The organism is Streptomyces griseofuscus (genome assembly GCF_014673495.1).
GTDB classification, from domain to species: domain Bacteria; phylum Actinomycetota; class Actinomycetes; order Streptomycetales; family Streptomycetaceae; genus Streptomyces; species Streptomyces murinus.
The window spans coordinates 5965001-5982134 of record NZ_CP051006.1 but is presented as its reverse complement, the minus strand read 5'-3'; the positions used below and the strand labels follow the sequence as shown (position 1 = coordinate 5982134).

Annotated in this window: 17 protein-coding genes; 8 read left to right on the top strand and 9 right to left on the bottom strand. The window is 73.6% G+C overall.

Features of this window, described 5'->3' with window-relative positions:
- Nucleotides 1-359: 359 nt before the first annotated feature.
- Nucleotides 360-644, top strand: a complete 285-nt coding sequence (locus HEP81_RS42390; protein ID WP_387904015.1) for an aromatic-ring hydroxylase C-terminal domain-containing protein — start codon at nt 360-362, stop codon at nt 642-644.
- Here the strand turns inward: HEP81_RS42390 and HEP81_RS27120 are convergent.
- On the bottom strand, nt 631-2082 hold the full coding sequence (locus HEP81_RS27120; protein WP_037656266.1) for an RNB domain-containing ribonuclease: 1452 nt from the start codon (nt 2080-2082) through the stop codon (nt 631-633). The two genes, HEP81_RS42390 and HEP81_RS27120, sit on opposite strands and share 14 nt — an antisense overlap.
- A gap of 75 nt (nt 2083-2157) precedes the next feature.
- On the opposite strand from HEP81_RS27120, the gene yaaA reads away from it, so the two are divergent.
- Together yaaA and eda are read left to right on the top strand one after the other, a co-directional pair.
- Nucleotides 2158-2940: a peroxide stress protein YaaA gene (gene yaaA / locus HEP81_RS27115; protein ID WP_037656264.1), complete on the top strand. Its 783-nt coding sequence runs from the start codon at nt 2158-2160 to the stop codon at nt 2938-2940.
- 63 nt (nt 2941-3003) lie between these two features.
- Nucleotides 3004-3663 carry a bifunctional 4-hydroxy-2-oxoglutarate aldolase/2-dehydro-3-deoxy-phosphogluconate aldolase gene (eda, locus tag HEP81_RS27110; protein WP_037656397.1) on the top strand — a complete coding sequence of 220 codons (660 nt, stop codon included), beginning with the start codon at nt 3004-3006 and terminating at the stop codon, nt 3661-3663.
- On the opposite strand, the gene HEP81_RS27105 is transcribed toward eda, so the two are convergent.
- Genes HEP81_RS27105 through HEP81_RS27095 form a run of 3 tightly spaced genes read right to left on the bottom strand, consistent with a single transcriptional unit; the run spans nt 3649 to nt 6439 of the window.
- Nucleotides 3649-4830, bottom strand: a complete 1182-nt coding sequence (locus HEP81_RS27105) for a bifunctional RNase H/acid phosphatase (RefSeq protein WP_037656263.1) — start codon at nt 4828-4830, stop codon at nt 3649-3651. The two genes, eda and HEP81_RS27105, sit on opposite strands and share 15 nt — an antisense overlap.
- A 12-nt stretch (nt 4831-4842) precedes the next feature.
- Complete coding sequence (locus HEP81_RS27100; protein ID WP_078967394.1) at nt 4843-5586, bottom strand: zinc ribbon domain-containing protein; 744 nt, start codon at nt 5584-5586, stop codon at nt 4843-4845.
- 13 nt (nt 5587-5599) lie between these two features.
- The gene (locus HEP81_RS27095) at nt 5600-6439 is read right to left on the bottom strand and encodes a Nif3-like dinuclear metal center hexameric protein (RefSeq protein WP_037656259.1); all 840 of its coding nucleotides are present in this window, start codon (nt 6437-6439) and stop codon (nt 5600-5602) included.
- A 186-nt stretch (nt 6440-6625) separates the two neighbouring features.
- On the opposite strand from HEP81_RS27095, the gene HEP81_RS27090 reads away from it, so the two are divergent.
- Nucleotides 6626-7861 (top strand): hypothetical protein, encoded by a 1236-nt coding sequence (locus HEP81_RS27090; RefSeq protein ID WP_037656255.1) that lies wholly within the window; start codon nt 6626-6628, stop codon nt 7859-7861.
- A gap of 322 nt (nt 7862-8183) precedes the next feature.
- On the opposite strand, the gene HEP81_RS27085 is transcribed toward HEP81_RS27090, so the two are convergent.
- Genes HEP81_RS27085 through HEP81_RS27075 form a run of 3 tightly spaced genes read right to left on the bottom strand, consistent with a single transcriptional unit; the run spans nt 8184 to nt 11112 of the window.
- Entirely contained in the window at nt 8184-9128 is a 945-nt protein-coding gene (locus HEP81_RS27085; protein WP_037656253.1) for a 3-oxoacyl-ACP reductase, read from the bottom strand.
- 12 nt (nt 9129-9140) lie between these two features.
- Nucleotides 9141-10217, bottom strand: a complete 1077-nt coding sequence (locus tag HEP81_RS27080) for a Zn-dependent alcohol dehydrogenase (protein WP_037656251.1) — start codon at nt 10215-10217, stop codon at nt 9141-9143.
- Between the two features lie 34 nt (nt 10218-10251).
- Complete coding sequence (locus tag HEP81_RS27075) at nt 10252-11112, bottom strand: MaoC/PaaZ C-terminal domain-containing protein (RefSeq protein WP_037656249.1); 861 nt, start codon at nt 11110-11112, stop codon at nt 10252-10254.
- A 289-nt stretch (nt 11113-11401) separates the two neighbouring features.
- Here HEP81_RS27075 and HEP81_RS27070 point away from each other — a divergent pair, with 289 nt between their 5' ends.
- Genes HEP81_RS27070 through HEP81_RS27055 form a run of 4 tightly spaced genes read left to right on the top strand, consistent with a single transcriptional unit; the run spans nt 11402 to nt 15056 of the window.
- Nucleotides 11402-12376 carry an ABC transporter ATP-binding protein gene (locus HEP81_RS27070; protein WP_106979928.1) on the top strand — a complete coding sequence of 325 codons (975 nt, stop codon included), beginning with the start codon at nt 11402-11404 and terminating at the stop codon, nt 12374-12376.
- The gene (locus tag HEP81_RS27065; RefSeq protein WP_037656248.1) at nt 12376-13092 is read left to right on the top strand and encodes an ABC transporter permease; all 717 of its coding nucleotides are present in this window, start codon (nt 12376-12378) and stop codon (nt 13090-13092) included. The genes HEP81_RS27070 and HEP81_RS27065 overlap by 1 nt, the downstream gene beginning before the upstream one ends.
- A gap of 17 nt (nt 13093-13109) precedes the next feature.
- On the top strand, nt 13110-14405 hold the full coding sequence (locus HEP81_RS27060) for a sensor histidine kinase (RefSeq protein ID WP_037656246.1): 1296 nt from the start codon (nt 13110-13112) through the stop codon (nt 14403-14405).
- Between the two features lie 24 nt (nt 14406-14429).
- Nucleotides 14430-15056: a response regulator transcription factor gene (locus HEP81_RS27055; RefSeq protein ID WP_037656244.1), complete on the top strand. Its 627-nt coding sequence runs from the start codon at nt 14430-14432 to the stop codon at nt 15054-15056.
- Between the two features lie 94 nt (nt 15057-15150).
- Here HEP81_RS27055 and HEP81_RS27050 read toward each other — a convergent pair whose 3' ends face one another.
- Both HEP81_RS27050 and HEP81_RS42710 read right to left on the bottom strand, forming a co-directional pair.
- Nucleotides 15151-16581 carry an MFS transporter gene (locus HEP81_RS27050; RefSeq protein WP_106979927.1) on the bottom strand — a complete coding sequence of 477 codons (1431 nt, stop codon included), beginning with the start codon at nt 16579-16581 and terminating at the stop codon, nt 15151-15153.
- Between the two features lie 87 nt (nt 16582-16668).
- Complete coding sequence (locus tag HEP81_RS42710; RefSeq protein ID WP_037656241.1) at nt 16669-17010, bottom strand: thiolase C-terminal domain-containing protein; 342 nt, start codon at nt 17008-17010, stop codon at nt 16669-16671.
- Nucleotides 17011-17134 lie beyond the last annotated feature (124 nt).

Here is a 17134-nt window from a genome sequence, read left to right as displayed (position 1 = left end):
CGCGCAGGTCAGTCGGAGGGTCGTCGGCCGGGCCCGGTCCGCTCCAGCGCGGTGAACGCCGTCTCCAGGCGGGCCCGGTGGTCCTCGGCGACCTCTGCCGCCGGGTCACCGGCGAGGAGCCGGCGGGCGTGCCGACGAAGACCGTGCGGTACGCGGCGACGACGAGGGCCGCGAGGAGGTCAGGGTCGGGCGTGCCGGTGTCGGCGAGGGCCGCCGCGAGCGCGGTCTCCACCTCCTCGACGCCCTCGCGGGCGCGGGCGCGCAGGGCCGGGGAGCCGATGACGACGCGCCGTAGTTGAAGACCGTCATGGCGGAGACGTCCGAGCGCCCCCGACCCGCCGCTCTCCGACGGCACCCGCCTGGGCGAGCACCTGCACAGCGGGCGCCCCCTCCTCCTCGGCCTCACCGGCTCCCCCGCCCCGGACACCCTGACCGCCCCCTACGCCGACCGCCTGACCCTCCTCACCACCACCTGCCCGACCAGGCCCACCCGCAAGGCCCTCCTGGTCCGCCCGGACGGCTTCGTGGCCTGGGCCGCCGACACGGACGGGGAGGAGAAGCAGGACCAGGAGGCACTCGTCGCGGCTCTGGAGCGCTGGGTCGGAGGGTCCGGGGCCGGCGCGAGGGCGCTCACGCGGGGATGAACAGGGGTTTGGCCGTGCCGGGGGATCCGGAGGAGTCAGGGGACGCCTTGACGAGGCGGACCCGTAGGGGGTCACCCAGGGGGAGGTCGGGGCCCTCGACGCGGCCGAGGACGGCCGGTGAGGCCAGCTGTACGGTTCCGACGCCCGCGCGGTGGTCGTCCAGGTCGACCACGCAGGCGTCGAAGGTCTCCCCGACGCGGTCCTTGAGCAGGGCCGCGGCGACGATGTCGATGGACTCGTGCTCGACCGTGCTCGCGCGCTGCGCGCCGTCGGCCATCCGGTGCGGCAGGGCGTCGAGGGCGGCGAGGACCCAGTCGGGCGGTGGGTCGTTCGAGGCGGCGGACAGGGAGAGTTCCAGGGCGTAGCGGTCGGCGAGGCGCCGTAGGGGGGCGGTGCAGTGGGTGTAAGGGGCGGCCATCGCGGCATGGGTGGTGATCGCCGGGAGCGCGCCGTCCCGGAAGACCGTGTAGCCCGCGCCGCGCAGCAGCGTGGTGCACTCCTGGAGGAACGCCGCGTGGTGCGGCACCCGCGGGTCGAGGGCGCTGATCACGGCCGCGTACGGCACGTGGTGCGGCCAGTCGATGCCGAGGGCCCGCGCGGTACGGCGCAGCCGGGCCACCGCCCCGTCCGGGGCGGGCGGCAGCGTGCGCAGGATGCCGGTGCCCCGCGCGAGCATCAGATCCGCGGCGGCCATGCCGGTGAGCAGGGACAGCTGGGCGTTCCACGCCTCGGCGGGCAGCGGGGCGCGGTACGACAGCGCGTAGGTGTGGTCCCGTTCCGTGATCTCCTGCTCGGGCACCGTCAGCGAGATGCCTCCGCGCGCGGCCTCCTGCCGCTCCCGCGCCCGGCCGATCTCCCTGAGCAGCGCGACCGGCTCCTCCGCCGTCCCCGTGTCGATGGCCCGCTGGACGCCCGCGTAGTCGAGCCGGGCGCGGCTGCGCACCAGGGCCCGGCGCACCTCGACCGCGAGCGCCCGCCCCTCCGCGTCCAGGTCGATCGTCCACAGCACGGCGGGCCGGGTCCGCCCGGGCAGCAGACTGGCCGCGCCCTCGCTGAGCACCGCGGGGTGCAGCGGGACCCGCTCGTCGGGGAAGTACAGGGTGTTCACCCGCCGCTGCGCCTCCGCGTCCAGCGCTCCACCGGGGGCGACGAAGGCGGCGACGTCGGCGATGGCGTACCGCACCCGGTAGCCGGTCCCCCGCCGGGACAGATGCGTCGCCTGGTCGAGGTCCGGGGAGCCGGGCGGGTCGAGGGTGAAGAAGGGGAGGTCCGTCGCGTCGTACGACGGTGGCGGCGGGCTCTTCGCCGCGCGCTCGGCCTCCTCCCCCACCTCCGGCGGGAACCCCTCCGGGACGCCCAGGCGGGCGCGCAGGGCGGCGAGCGCGGCCCTCAGGGGTGCCTCGGGGGCGCCGGTCACGCGGATCCTGCGGCTGAGCATGAGTCGAGCGTAGGGCGCGGGGGCCCGGGCAGCACCCCGTACGCTGGCGCCTGAGCGCAAGAGAAGGAGTACGTGTTGCTGGTCCTGCTGCCGCCCTCGGAAGGTAAGGCCGACTCGGGCAAGGGTGCCCCGCTGCGGCTGGAGTCGCTGTCCCTGCCGGGGCTGACCGGCGCGCGCGAGGCCGTGCTCGGGGAGCTGGTCGAGCTGTGCGCGGGCGACGAGGAGAAGGCGCGCGAGGTGCTGGGGCTCAGTGAGGGGCTGCGCGGCGAGGTCGCCAAGAACGCGGCCCTGCGCACGGCCGGCACGCGCCCCGCCGGGGAGATCTACACCGGTGTCCTGTACGACGCCCTGGACCTCGCCTCCCTGGACGCGGCGGCGAAGCGGCGGGCGGCGCGCTCGCTGCTGGTCTTCTCCGGGCTGTGGGGCGCGGTGCGGGTGACCGACCGCATCCCCTCCTACCGCTGCTCGATGGGGATCAAGCTGCCCGGGCTCGGCGCGCCGGCCGCGCACTGGCGGGCCCCGATGGCCGAGGTGCTGCCGGAGGCGGCCGGGGACGGTCTGGTGCTGGATCTGCGCTCGGCGGCGTACGCGGCGGCATGGAAGCCGAAGGGCGAGATCGCGGGCCGTACGGCGACGGTACGGGTCCTGCACGCACCGACCCGCAAGGTCGTCAGCCACTTCAACAAGGCCACCAAGGGCCGCCTCGTCCGCTCCCTCCTCTCGACCGGCCGCACACCTCGCGACCCCGCCGAACTGGTCGACGCGCTAAGGGAATTGGGCTACGAGGTGGAAGCCCAGGCCCCGGCGCGGGCGGGGAAGGCGTGGGGGCTGGATGTGTTGGTGGAGGAGGTCCACTAAGGGGGCGTTGCACTGGGTGCAACGGTGATTGCGGGGAGTGTGACCGGTCGGGACGATGAGGGCATGCCGTTGCCGTTGTCGTCGCAGGTGGACTCCGTGCTTGATCTCGCGGCCGTGGTGCCGGTGGTCGTCATCGCGGAGGTGTCCGATGCCGTGCCGGTCGCGCGGGCGCTTGTGGGTGGAGGGTTGCGGGGGGTCGAGGTGACGCTTCGTACGCCTGCCGCGTTGGAGGCGATCCGGGCGATCGCCGAGGAGGTGCCCGAGGCCGTGGTCGGGGCGGGGACGGTGATCACGCCGGGGCAGGTGGCGGCGGCTGTCGCGGCCGGGGCGCGGTTTCTCGTCAGTCCCGGGTGGACGGAGGGGCTGCTGGCGGCGATGCGGGGGTGCGGGGTGCCGTTCCTGCCGGGGGTGTCGACCGCTTCGGAGGTCGTGGCGCTGCTGGAGCACGGGGTGCGGGAGATGAAGTTCTTCCCGGCCCAGGCCGCGGGGGGTACGGCGTATCTGCGGTCGCTGGCCGGGCCGTTGCCGCAGGCGCGGTTCTGTCCGACCGGCGGGATCGGGCCCGGGAACGCGGCGGAGTATCTGGCGCTGCCCAACGTCGGCTGTGTGGGCGGGAGTTGGATGGTGCCGGCGGACGCCGTGGCGGCCGGGGACTGGGCGCGGATCGAAGCGCTCGCGCGGGCGGCGGCCGGGCTGCGCGGGCCGGCGTCAGCGCAGGTGTGAGGTGTCGTTGAAGAGGCGGACGCTCGCGTTGCCGTCGGCGTAGTACGCCACCGCGGAGAGCGAGGCGGCCGAGAGTTCCATGCGGAACAGGGACTCCGGCGGGGCGCCGAGGGCGAGCCGGACGAGCGTCTTGATCGGCGTCACATGGGTGACGAGCAGGACGGTGCGGCCCGCGTGCGCGGTGACCAGCTCGTCCTTCGTGACGGCGATCCGGGCGGCGACCTCGGCGAAGCTCTCGCCGCCGCCGGTGGGGCGGGCGGCGGGGTCGGCGAGCCAGGCGTTCAGGTCGTCCGGGTAGCGGTCGCGGACCTCGCCGAAGGTCAGGCCCTCCCAGGCGCCGAAGTCCGTTTCGCGCAGGCCGTCCTCGACGACGAGGTCCAGGCCCAGGCGGGCGGCGACGATCTCGGCGGTCTCGCGGGTGCGGGTGAGGGGGGAGGCGAGGACGGTCTGGACGGTGCCGCGTCTCGCCAGGGCGTCGGCCACACGGTGGGCCTGGTCGCGGCCGGCGGCGGAGAGGGCCGGGTCGGTGCCGCCGCTGCCCGAGAAGCGCTTCTGGGGGGTCAGGGGGGTTTCACCGTGGCGGAGGAGGACGAGGGTGGCGGGTGCGCCGAGGTCGGGGGCCGAGGTCCAGCCCCGCGTGGTGGTGCCGGGTGCGTCCTGATGGCCCGCGGCTACGACGGCAGGCGTGCTCGCGGCGGCACTGCTGCCCGCGGCTACGTCCATGTCCGCCACCGAGTCCCCCGGGCTCCACTGCTCCCCCCGCGCCCCCGCGTCCATCGCCTCGTTCGCCAGGCGGTCGGCGTGTTTGTTCTCGGCGCGGGGGATCCACTCGTACGTCACCCGGTCCGGGGGGAAGATCCCTCGGGCCTGAGTCGCCAGGGGCTTCATCGAGGGGTGCTTGATCTTCCAGCGGCCGGACATCTGCTCGATGACCAGCTTGGAGTCCATGCGGACATGGACGGTGGCGGCGGGGTCCAGGGTGTGGGCGGCGCGCAGACCGGCCAGCAGGCCCCGGTACTCGGCGACATTGTTGGTGGCGACGCCGATGTACTCGGCCGCCTCCAGCAGCGTCTGGCCCGTCGCCGCGTCGCAGACCACCGCGCCGTAGCCCGCGGGGCCCGGGTTGCCCCGGGAACCGCCGTCCGCCTCGACGATGAACTCCCGCACGCCGTGAGCCCCCTACAGCCCGGACTCGGCCGTACGCACCAGGATCCGGCGGCAGTTCTCGCAGCGCACCACGGTGTCGGGGGCGGCCGAGCGGACCTCGTTCAGCTCGGTGATGGCCAGCTCCTGGCGGCAGCCCTGGCAGGTGCGGGCGTACAGCTTGGCCGCGCCGATGCCGCCCTGCTGCGCGCGCAGCTTGTCGTACAGCTTGAGCAGGTCCGCCGGGACGGAACCCGCCACGACCTCGCGCTCCTTGGTGACGGACGCGGCCTCGCGGTCGATCTCCTCGAACGCGGCGTCCCGGCGGCCGGTCGCGTCGTCGATCTTCGACTGGACGGAGGCGACCCGCTCGGTCAGCTCGTTCACCCGCTCCTGCGCGGACTCGCGGCGCTCCATGACCTCCAGGACGACGTCCTCCAGGTCACCCTGCCGTTTGGCGAGCGAGACGATCTCGTGCTGGAGGTTGGCCAGGTCCTTCGGCGAGGTGACCGCGCCGGAGTCCAGGCGCTGCTGGTCGCGGGTGGCGCGCTGGCGCACCTGGTCGACGTCCTGCTCGGCCTTGGTCTGCTCGCGGGCGCAGTCGCTCTCCTCGGTCTGCGCGGCCACGAGCAGGTCGCGCAGCTGGGTGAGGTCCTTGTTCAGCGTCTCGATCTCGGCGTGCTCGGGCAGCGACCTCCGCTTGTGCGCGAGCTGCTGGAGGCGGACGTCGAGGGCCTGGACGTCGAGGAGTCGGATCTGGTCGGCGGGCGCGGCGTTCAGTTGGGGGCTCCCATTATTTAGTGGTGGCGGAGGACGCCGCGTGGGCGGTCCAGGGGTCGGTGACCGTCGTGGAGACATGGACCCGCAGGCCCCAGCCGTGGCGGTCGGAGATCTCGTCGAGCTGGCCGGCGGCCTGCTCGCACCAGGGCCACTCGGTGGCCCAGTGCGCCGCGTCGAGCAGCGCGAGCGGGGATCGCGCCACGGCCTCGGAGGCCGGGTGGTGGCGCAGGTCGGCGGTGAGGAAGGCGTCCGCACCGGCCGCGCGCACCTGGTCGAAGAGGCTGTCGCCGGAGCCGCCGCTGACCGCGAGGGTGCGGACGACGGTGTCGGGGTCGCCGGCCACCCGGATGCCCTGCGCGGTGGCGGGCAGCCGCTCGGCGGCGCGTGCGGCCAGTTCCCGCAGGGTGAGCGGATGATCGAGCTCGCACACCCGGCCGAGGCCCCGCCGCCCGTTCGGGTCGGTGGGGTCCGGCACGAGGGGGCGTACGACACGGACGTCGAGCGCGCCCGCGAGGGCGTCGGAGACACCCGGGTCGGCGGTGTCGGCGTTGGTGTGGGCGACGTGCAGCGCGATGTCGTTCTTGATCAGCGTGTGCACGACCCGGCCCTTGAAGTGCGAGGCAGCGACCGTGGTCGTGCCGCGCAGATAGAGCGGATGGTGGGTGACCAGCAGGTCGGCGCCCAGCCGCACGGCCTCGTCGACGATCTCCTGGACGGGGTCGACGGCGAACAGGACCCGGGTGACCTCCTGGTCGGGGTCGCCCACGACCGTGCCGACCGCGTCCCAGGACTCGGCCCGCTCGGCGGGCCACAGCTTCTCCAGCGCGGCGATGACTTCAGACAGACGGGGCACGGGAAAAGGCTACCTGGCTGTTCGGCGGGGCCGTACCGCGTCCGCCCCTGCCGGCCGCCCGCAGCACAGTCATGCCCGCCTCCTCAGAGGAATCGCTTCTGCGCCACCCGTATGTGTGAAGCGGTGGTCGGCCCCCCGCACGGCCGTGCGTTCAAAACTAGCTTCGTCGCCGGAGGTGACCGAACGATGACGGCCTGTGCAATCGAATCCCCGTCCGTCGGTACGGACGACCGCTCCCCGGAGCGCGGTTGCGTACTCACGGCGGACGGCGCGTACGCCGCGCGGCTCACGCGGGACGGTGACTCCTGGTTCCCGGAGCGCTGGACGCTGGACGGCCCGGAGCCGTACGCGGTGCCGCTGCCCGGCAACCAGCCGGAGGAGCCCGGCACCGAGCTCCAGCCGCTGGGCGACGGACGGGTCCTGATCCACCGGCGGGCGGGGGTACGGCACCTCTTCGCGCTGCTGTATCCGACCGGGCCCGGTACCGGCGAGCTGCCGCTGGGCGCCATGGAGTGCGCCGGGCCCGGGGTCCGGCTCGATCTGCTGCCCCCGGCGCCGGGGGGCACGCGGGCGTACGCCGTCACGGTCGGCTCCCGGAGCAGCTCGGTGTGGCAGGTGGCGGGCGGTTCGGGCGGGCCCGAGCGGCTGGTGGAGGTGCCGGGGCGCTGCTCGGGCGGGGTCTGGCTGGACCGCACCGGGCGGCTGCTGGCGCTGGACCGGGAGCTGGAGGGGCGCGTCAAGACGGTCGTGGTCGATCTGGAGCTGGGCGAGGTGACCCCGCTGCTCCAGATCACGCCGGGCAGCGACGACCGGCTGCTCATGGCCGACCCGGACAGCGGGCTGCTGCTGATCTCCTCCGACGCGCCCTCGCCGGGGCAGGAACGATTGGGCTGGGGCGTCCTCGGTTCCACCCTGCCGGTGCGCTTCCCCACCTCGCTGCGGCTGCCGGAGTGCACGGCGGTGCCGTTCGCGATCCAGCCGGGTCAGGTGCTGGAGCCGGAGAACTGCGCGGTGGCGCTGCGCATCGAGGGGCCGGTGGGCACCTGGGTGGGCATCTGGAGGCCGGCCGAGCGGCGGGTACGGCATCTCGCCGCGCCGAAGGGATGGTTGACCGGGTCGGGGCTGTGGACACCGGAGGGGGTGCTGCGGCTGCCGTACGCCACCCGGGAGACGCCCTGCGGGGTGGCCGAGCTGCGGGCGCCCGCGGGTGAGTCACGGAACCGGGCGGTCGGTACGGAACCGGCTGGGGCGCGCACGCGGGCGGGCGGTGCGGACCCGGTCGCCGCCACGGCCGCCGACGCGCCGGCCGGTGCGCCGGCCGAGGAGATCGCCGAGGCGGCCGGTCCGGGCGTCTCGGAACCGGCGGCGCCGCGTCCGGTGCCCTTGGCGCAGGCACCTCTGGGACGTCTTGTAACGAACTAGTGCCGGTTGGCGTGTGCGCCTGGATTCGGCCCGCGGTGTGCCGGTTACACTCCTCCGGCTGTACGAAAGATGATGTTGACGGGGTGAATACGTCCAATGAGCGACACCAGCACGACAAAGCAGCTGTCTGCCGACTCTCTGGAAGACGCCGGCCACGGCCGGCACCGGGGCCCGGTATCGGCCACGGAGACCGACACGTCTCCGCACGGCCGGCACCGCAGGGCCGCTGAGGAGACCACCGAGGCGGCTGCCTGAAGGCAGTGAACGGAAGAGGGGGCACCCGCAAGGGTGCCCCCTCTTCCCGCTTTCCGCGCCCCGGGCGCTACCGCCCGCGTTTCAGGGCCAGCACCTCCGCCGCCGCGAACGTCTCCCCCGGCGGCCGCCGCGCGTAGTGCGGGGTGAGCAGCGCGTCGAGTTCGTCGTAGGTGAATGTCTCCTGCTTGCTGTCGAACCGCTCCCGGACTTTGGGCCGTTCGACGATCGCCACCATGCCGCCGTGCACCACGAACAGCTGTCCGCTGACGCGGGCGGCGGCCGGTGCGGCCAAGTAGCCGACGAGCGGGGCGACATGCTCGGGGGCGAGCGGGTCCAGGCCCTCGTCCGGCGCCTTCAGACCCGCGAAGACGTCCTCGGTCATCCGGGTACGGGCGCGCGGGCAGATGGCGTTGGCGGTGACGCCGTACTTGGCGAGGGCGAGGGCCGTGGAGGTGGTGAGGCCGACGATCCCGCCCTTGGCGGCCGCGTAGTTGGGCTGTCCGGCGGATCCGGCGAGGAAGGCTTCCGAGGAGGTGTTGATGATCCGCCCGTAGACCGGTTCCCCGGCGGCCTTGGCGCGCCGGCGCCAGTGCGCGGCGGCGGAGCGGGTGGTGTTGAAGTGTCCCTTGAGATGGACGCGGAGCACCGAGTCCCACTCGTCCTCGGTCATGGAGAAGATCATCCGGTCGCGCAGGATGCCCGCGTTGTTGACGAGGATGTCCAGCTTGCCGAACGCGCGGATCGCCAACTCGACGAGTTCTCCGGCCTGTTCGCAGTCGGCGACGTCCCCGGTGTGGGCGAGGGCGGTGCCGCCGAGGGTGTCGCGGATCTCGGCGACGACCTGTTCGGCGGGTCCGGCCGAGGCGTCCCCGGTCCCGTCCCGGCCCGGGCGGCCGTAGTCGTTGACGACGACGGCCGCGCCGAGGCGGGCGAGTTCGAGGGCCTCGACCCGGCCGAGCCCGCGCCCGGCCCCGGTGACGACGGCGGACAGCCCCTGAAGTGGCAGTGTCATGGGCGGCGTTCCTCAGATCTCGATGCACGTACGCAGGGCGGTCCCGGTACGCATCTGGTCCAGTGCCTCGTTGACCGCGGCGAGCGGTACCCGGTGGGTGATCAGCCCGGCCAGGTCGATCCGGCCGGCCCGCCACAGGGCGATGGCGCGCTCGTAGGAACGGACCACGTCCCCGCCGCCGTAGAGGGACGGCAGGATGCGCTTCTCGTCGAAGAACATCTCGAACATGTTGAGTTGGAGGAAGTCGTCCATGGCACCGGCGCCGACCACCACGAGGGTGCCGCCGCGCCGGGTGTTCTCGTAGGCGGTGCGGGCGGTCGCGGACCTGCCGACGACCTCGAAGACGTAGTCGAAGCCCTCGCCGCCGGTGACCTGCTGCTTGGCCTCGGCCAGTCCGTCGGGGGACACGGCCCTGGTGGCGCCGAACCCGAGGGCGGCCTCGCGGCGGGCGGCCACCGGGTCGACGGCGACGATCTCGGCGGCGCCCTTCAGCCGCGCCCCCTGGATCGCGGAGATGCCGACGCCTCCGCAGCCGATGACGGCGACCGATGAACCGGCCGCCAGATCCGCGGTGTTGAGGGCGGCGCCGAGTCCGGTGGTGACACCGCAGCCGATCAGCGCGGCGATGTCGTACGGCACATCGTCCGGGAGCGGGACGGCGCAGCCGGCGTCCAGGACGACCTCCTCGGCGAAGGTGCCGGTGCCCGCGAAGCCGAAGACATCGCCGCCGGGGCGACGGAAGTTGGGGGTGCCCGCGTTCATGAACCCGGCCAGGCACAGCTCGGTCTGGCCGCGCCGGCACGCCGGACAGGTGCCGCAGGCGGGCAGCCAGCAGACGACCACCCGGTCGCCCGGCTTCAAGTGCCTTACTCTCTCGCCGACTTCGAGCACCTCGCCCGCTCCCTCATGGCCCGGTACGAACGGTGCGGGCTGAGGCAGTACGCCGTTCATCGCGGACAGGTCCGAGTGGCACAGCCCGGTGGCCCGCACCCTGATACGGACCTTGCCCGGGCCGAATCCGGCCGCCTCGATGTCGTCGAGGACGTCGAGCTTGTCCTGGCCGATCTCGTGCAGTACGGCTGCGCGCATGCCGTGACTCCCCTCGATACTGGCGGTACTGGGTTCAGGAGTGCTCCACGACGGTGTCCGCGAGCACCGGCGCGTCGTCCCGTTCGGCGGCTGCGACGGCGACCCGCACCCGGTCCGCCGCCTCGCGCCACATCCGGATGCGCAGGGTCTCGCCCGGGAAGACGACGCCCGCGAACCGGGTGGTGTACGACCGGACCCGGCCCACATCGCCGTCGAGGAGGGTGTCGACCACGGCCTTGAGCGTCATGCCGTAGGTGCACAGCCCGTGCAGGATGGGCCGGTCGAACCCGGCGAGCTTGGCGAACTCGGGGTCCGCGTGCAGCGGGTTGAGATCGCCGGAGAGCCGGTAGAGCAGGGCCTGGTCGGGGCGGATCGGGCGCTCGACGGTACGGTCCGGCTCGCCGCCCGGTTCCGGCAGGCGGGCCGAGGGGCCCCGGTCGCCGCTCCAGCCGCCCTCGCCCCGGACGAAGATCTGCGCGTCATTGGTCCACAACGGGCCCTGCGCGTCGCCGACTTCGGTGCGCAGCACCAGGACGGCGGCCTTGCCCTTGTCGTACACCGCCGCGATGCGGGACGTGGCGGTGGCGCTGCCTTCGACCGGTATGGGCCGGTGCACTCGCAGGGTCTGTCCGCCGTGCAGCACCCTGGCCAGATCGACGTCGACGCCCGGCATGGACAGCCCGCCGGTCACCCCGGACTTGCCGGCGCCCGCGACGGTGGCGAAGCTCGGCAGCACATGCAGTCGGGACTCCAGTGTGTAGCGCAGCTCGTCCGGGTCGGTGGCGGGGCGGCCCGCGCCGATGCCCAGGTGGTAGAGCTGGACATCCTTCGCGGTCCAGGTGATCTCGCCCGAGCGGGGTTCGGCGGCGAGGGCCTTGGCTGCGTCGATGGGCATGGGGCTCCAAAGAGGTATCGAGACCTCGGCGCGGTCGTCCGCACCGTCGGCCGCGCCGAGGTCGCCACGGGCGGACGCGGAACGCCGTACGGCCGACGGGAGTGCGCCGCACGGTCGACGGGCCTAGAACGCGTTCCAGTCCGGCGCCCCCTGTATAGCCCAGCCCTCCGCAGTTGTGAAGGCTTCTGACGGTGCGTCAGCTCGCCGTGGAACCCGTGACATTTGTACTGCCCGAGTCCGTACAACTGCGTCTGCCGGGGTGCCGGGTCCGGCTTCTACCGTCGTAGACATGACACAGAGGGACGAGGACACGGACGAGGACACCACCGCCGTGTCCTTCACGGGGGCGGTCCGCGCGTTCGGGTCCGTGCGCGCCGTGGACGGGGTGGACCTGAGGATCGGGCGCGGGGAGACCGTGGCCCTGCTGGGCCGCAACGGCGCCGGCAAGTCGACCACCATCGGGATGCTGCTGGGGCTGTACCCGCCGGACGCCGGCCGGGTGGAGCTGTTCGGGACCGAGCCGGAGCGCGCGGTGCGGGCCGGCCGGGTGGGCGCGATGCTCCAGGACGCCCGGCCGGTGCCCCGGGTCACCGTCGGCGAGCTGGTCGGCTTCGTGGCCTCGCGCTATCCGGCGCCGATGCCGGTCTCCCGGGCCCTGGAGCTGGCCGGGATCTCCGCGCTGGCCGGGCGCCGGGTGGACCGGCTGTCCGGCGGGCAGGTGCAGCGGGTGCGGTTCGCGGTGGCGCTGGCGGGCGATCCCTCGCTGCTGGTCCTCGACGAGCCGACGGCGGCGCTGGACGTGGAGGCGCGGCATGTGTTCTGGGAGTCGATGCGCGGGTACGCCCGGCGCGGGCACACCGTGCTCTTCTCCACCCACTATCTGGAGGAGGCGGACTCCTTCGCCGACCGGATCGTGGTGATGGACCGGGGCCGGATCGTCGCGGACGGCACGGGCGAGGAGCTGCGGCGGGCCGCGGGCGGCAGCCTGGTCTGCGTCGACCTCGCCGGCCGCACCCCGGACGCCCTCGCCCTGCTGCCCGGCGTGCGCTCCCTGGAGGTGGTGGCCGGCGACCGGGTCCGGCTGCGCACGGACGACTCCGACGCGACGGTGATCGCGCTGGCCGAACTGGGCGCGATCCGCCGCCTGGAGGTGGCTCCGGCTTCGCTGGACGACGCGTTCCTGGCGCTCACGTCGTCGGCGGAGCCCGGCACCGGCCCGGAGCACCGGACATCCGTTCCCCTCGACACCGTGAAGGCCCTGTGATGCTCGCCTACGTCCGGCTGGAGATCCGTCGCACCCTGCGCGACCTGGGATTTGTGATCGGCGGGATCCTGATGCCCGTCATGATGTACCTGCTGTTCACCAACATCGGTGAGAACGACGGGGCATGGCGTACGGCGGCGATGGTCGGCATGGCGGCGTACGGCGCCGTCGGCTCCGCCCTGAACACCGGCGGCGCGGTCGCCGAGGACCGCGCGGTGGGCTGGCTGCGGCAGCTGCGGGTGACGCCGATGACCCCGCGCGAGGTGGTTACCGGGCGGACGCTGACCGGTGTGGTGACGGTGCTGCCCTCGATCGTCGCCGTGCTGGCGGCGGGCGGCCTGGTCAACGGGGTGCGGCTCGCGGTGTGGCAGTGGGCGGCGGTCGCACTCCTGCTGTGGCTGGGCTCGGTGCCGTTCACGCTGCTGGGCCTCGGCAACGGCTACCGGCTGACCGGTCCCGCCACGGGCGTGGCCAACATGGCGTGCAATCTGGGCCTGGCCGTGCTGGGCGGGCTGTGGTTCCCGACCACGCTGTTCCCCGGGTGGCTGCGGTCGGTCTCGGTGTACACACCGACCAACCGGTTCGCCGAGCTGGGCGGCGCGGTCGCGGAGGGGCACGCCCCCGAGGCCGGTGCGATCATCGTGCTGACGGGCTGGCTGCTGGTCTTCGGATCGTACGCCGTGCTGTCGTACCGCCGCAGGGCGGGAACCGTCTGACCTGGGGGAACGAAGATATGTCGGGGTGGCGGAGGGTGCGGTGCCAGGCGCGGGCCTGGCGGGCGGCGCGGCTGGAGTGGAAGGCGGATCTGGACCGCTGGAAGGCGGAGAACGAGCGGCTCAAGGCCGCCTCGCGGGACGCCCGGAAGCGGGGTGAGACACCTGCGGTCAGCGATCCCGGGCCGCCGCCCACCGGCTTCGCTCTGCTGCCCTGGCTGCTGATGGGGATGGGGGCCTTCGCCAATCTGCTCCAGGGGCGGACCCCGGACCCGCTGGTCGGCGGGCTGGGTCTGTTCGTCTTCAACAGCCTGTACATCTACGTCACCTTCCGCTCCTTCGACCGGACCAGGCGCGAGGAGCCGCGCACCCGGGTGGCGCTGCTGCTGATGGGCCTGCTGACCACGGGTCTCGCGGTCGGCTACGGCGGCAACTGGCTGATGTTCTTCCCGCTGCTCGGCCTGGCCACGGGCGCCGCCCTGCGCGGACCGTGGCTGGGCCGATCGGGGATCCTGCTGGCGGTCTACGCGGCCGCGCTGTCCGGGGTGCGCGGCGGCTGGTCGGACGCGACGAACATCGGGTACGCCACCTTCCTGTCCACCATGGTGACCGCCGCGATCCTCGGACTGTCCGAGGCGGTACGGGAGTTGCGTGCCGCCCGCGAGGAACTGGCCCGGCGCGCGGTGGAGGAGGAGCGGGCGCGCTTCTCCCGCGATCTGCACGATCTGCTGGGCCACACCCTGTCGGTGATCGTGGTGAAGTCCGAGGCGGCCCGTCGGCTGGCCCCGCGCGACATGGACGCGGCGCTCGGCCAGATCACGGACATCGAGTCGGTGGGCCGGCAGGCGCTGACCGAGATCCGGGAGGCGGTCACCGGCTATCGCGAGGGCAGTCTGGCGACCGAACTGGACCGCGCCCGCTCGGCGTTGACGGCGGCGGGCGTCGAGCCGGTCTTCCGCCGGTCCGGCACCGCGCTCGCACCGCAGACGGAGGCCCTGCTGGGGTGGGTGGTCCGGGAGGCGGTCACCAATGTGATCCGGCACAGCGACGCGGGCCGCTGCGAGATCACCGTGACCAGCGCCGCGGAACGCGTCCGGCTGACGGTCACCGACGACGGCTCCGGCGCCCCGGTCAGCCGCTCCGCCCCGGGCATCGGCGGCACCGGCCTCACGGGCCTCACCGAACGCCTGGCCGCCGCGGGCGGCTCCCTCACGGCGGGCCCCGCGCCACGCGGCGGTTTCACGGTGACGGCGGAACTCCCGCTGGTGGCGCAGGAGTCGGCGGCGGCCCGGTCGGCGGCGCCGGATCCTTCGTGAGGCGGTCGGCCGTACGCTGACTCCATGAACGAGACACCCCGGGGGGCGATCCGGGTTCTCCTCGCCGAGGACCAGGGCATGATGCGCGGCGCGCTCGCCCTGTTGCTCGGGATGGAGGCGGACATCGAGGTCGTGGCGCAGGTGGCCGCGGGGGACGCCATCGTGGACGCCGTGCTCCGGCACGAGCCGGATGTCGCGCTGCTGGACATCGAGCTGCCCGGGATGAGCGGGCTCGACGCGGCGGAGGCGTTGCGGGCGCGGGCGCCGGGCTGCCGGGTGCTGATCCTGACGACCTTCGGGCGGCCGGGGTATCTGCGCCGGGCCCTGGAGGCCGGGGCGGCCGGGTTCCTGGTCAAGGACGGGCCGGTGGAGGAGCTGGCGGCGGCGGTGCGGCGGGTGCTGGCCGGGGAGACCGTGGTCGATCCGGCGCTGGCGACGGCCGCGCTCAGCGCCGGGCCGAATCCGCTCACCCCGCGCGAGTGCGAGGTGCTGACGGCGTCCGTGGACGGGGCGACCGTCGCCGATGTCGCGGGCCGGCTGCATCTGTCCGAGTCCACCGTGCGCAACTACCTGTCCTCGGCCATCGGCAAGACCGGAACCCGCAACCGCGCGGAGGCGGTGCGGGAGGCCCGTCAGCAGGGGTGGTTGTAGGACCGGTGGCGGGGAGAGCGGCGGTACGGACGGCCGTGGGGCCCGTGCCAAGGACGGCCGCGGGCCCCGCCGCGCGAACGGCCCCGGCAGACGGTCACTTCTGCGGCAGATGGCGCGGCAGCCACAGCGCCATCAGCAGCGCCCCGCCCAGCAGCACCGCCGTGGAGGCGCGGAAGGCCAGCGCGTAGCCGTCGGTCAGGGCCTGGGGCCCGGTGCCGGTGCCCGTGCCGGACGCGGCGATGGTCGACATCACCGCGAGACCGAGCGAACCGCCCATCGTGCGCGAGGTGTTGACCAGGCCCGAGACCACCCCGGCCTCGCCGACCGCCGCCCCCGAGGTCGCCAGCGCGGCCAGCGGGGTCATCGCCAGACCGCCGCCCAGCATCATCAGGATGCCCGGGCACATGATCGCGGTGACATACGCCTCGTGCGCGCTCATCGTGGACTGCCAGGCGAATCCGCTCGCGCCGATCAGCGTGCCGAGCACCGCCACGAAGCGCGGCCCGGCCGTGCGCATCAGCCGCGGCGCCACCTTGGAACCGATGATCACGGCGAGCGAGCTGGGCACCAGCGCGGCACCGGCCGCCAGCGGAGAGTAGCCGAGCACGTTCTGCGCGTACAGCGTCATGAAGTACCACATGCAGAACATCGCCGAACCGGACACCAGCATCGCCGCGTTCGCCGAGGCCACCGGACGCCGCCGCAGCAGTCCGAGCGGCATCAGCGGGGCCGGGGTCCGCGCCTCGACCAGCAGGAACAGGGCGAGCAGCAGCACGCCGGCGGCCAGCGGCAGCAGGCTCGCCGGGTCGGTCCAGCCCCTCTCCTGGGTGCGTGAGATGCCGTACGCCAGCGTGCCCAGACCGGCGGTGACCAGCAGCGCGCCGGGCAGGTCGAGGCGGCGGCGGTCCCCGGCGCGGCTCTCCACCAGCCAGCGCAGCGAGCCGGCCAGTACGACCGCGCCCACCGGCACATTGATCAGCAGCACCCAGCGCCAGGACAGCACGTCCACCAGGACCCCGCCGACGAGTCCGCCCGCGGCGCCGCCGCCCGCGCCGACCGCGGCCCAGGTGGCGATGGCCCGTGCGCGGGCTGCGCCCTCGGGCACCGCGGCGGTCAGCAGGGTGAGCGTGGAGGGCGCGAGGACCGCCGCGCCGAGGCCCTGCACCGCGCGGGCGAGCAGCAGTTGCCAGCCCTCCTGGGCGAGGCCGCCGCCCAGCGAGGCCAGGGTGAACAGGCCGAGGCCGACGAGGAACATCCGCTTGCGGCCGTACAGATCGCCGGCCCGGCCGCCGAGGAGCATGAGCCCGGCGAAGGCGATCGCGTACGCGTTCACCACCCATTGCAGGCCGGAGACGCTGAGGCCGAGGTCCGTGCGCATGGACGGCAGCGCGACGTTCACCACGGAGACGTCCAGCACCACCAAGAACTGTCCGGCGCAGGCCAGCGCCACCACCAACCAGGTCGGGGGCGTCGTACGTCGGGATATGAGGGGCGGGGTGTCGGCGGTCTCCAGCATGGATGTCATGGTCTCAGGCCCGTTACGGTCCTTGCATCGGCATTTCGGACCAGGGGGTCCTACTCCGCGCGGACTACGTCACCCCGCCCGCCCTGATCACACCGCCTTCAGTACGGTCACCACCGCCGCCCCGCCAAGACCGATGTTGTGCGCGAGCCCCACCCGCGCCCCCTCGACCTGCCGCCGGGCCGCCGCGCCGCGCCGCTGCCAGACCAGTTCGGCGGTCTGGGCGACGCCGGTCGCGCCGAGCGGATGCCCCTTGGAGATCAGACCGCCGGAGAAGTAACCGACTGGAACCTGTTCCACCTCGTCGTATCCGATCCGGGCGTCCGCGAGCGCGACCCCACCGGCCTCCCGCACCATGTCCCAGTACTGCCAGTCACGGGTCTCGGGCTTCTCGAACCTGGTCATCCCGACCCCGGCTACATAGGCCTTCATGGCGCGCAGACTAGAACGTGTTCCACACAATGACCATTCCTGACGCCGAATCAGAAACCCATAGGATGGTCAAATAATCTTTAGGGGCCCGAAGCAACGGAATAGTTGCCTGTGCATACGAGGT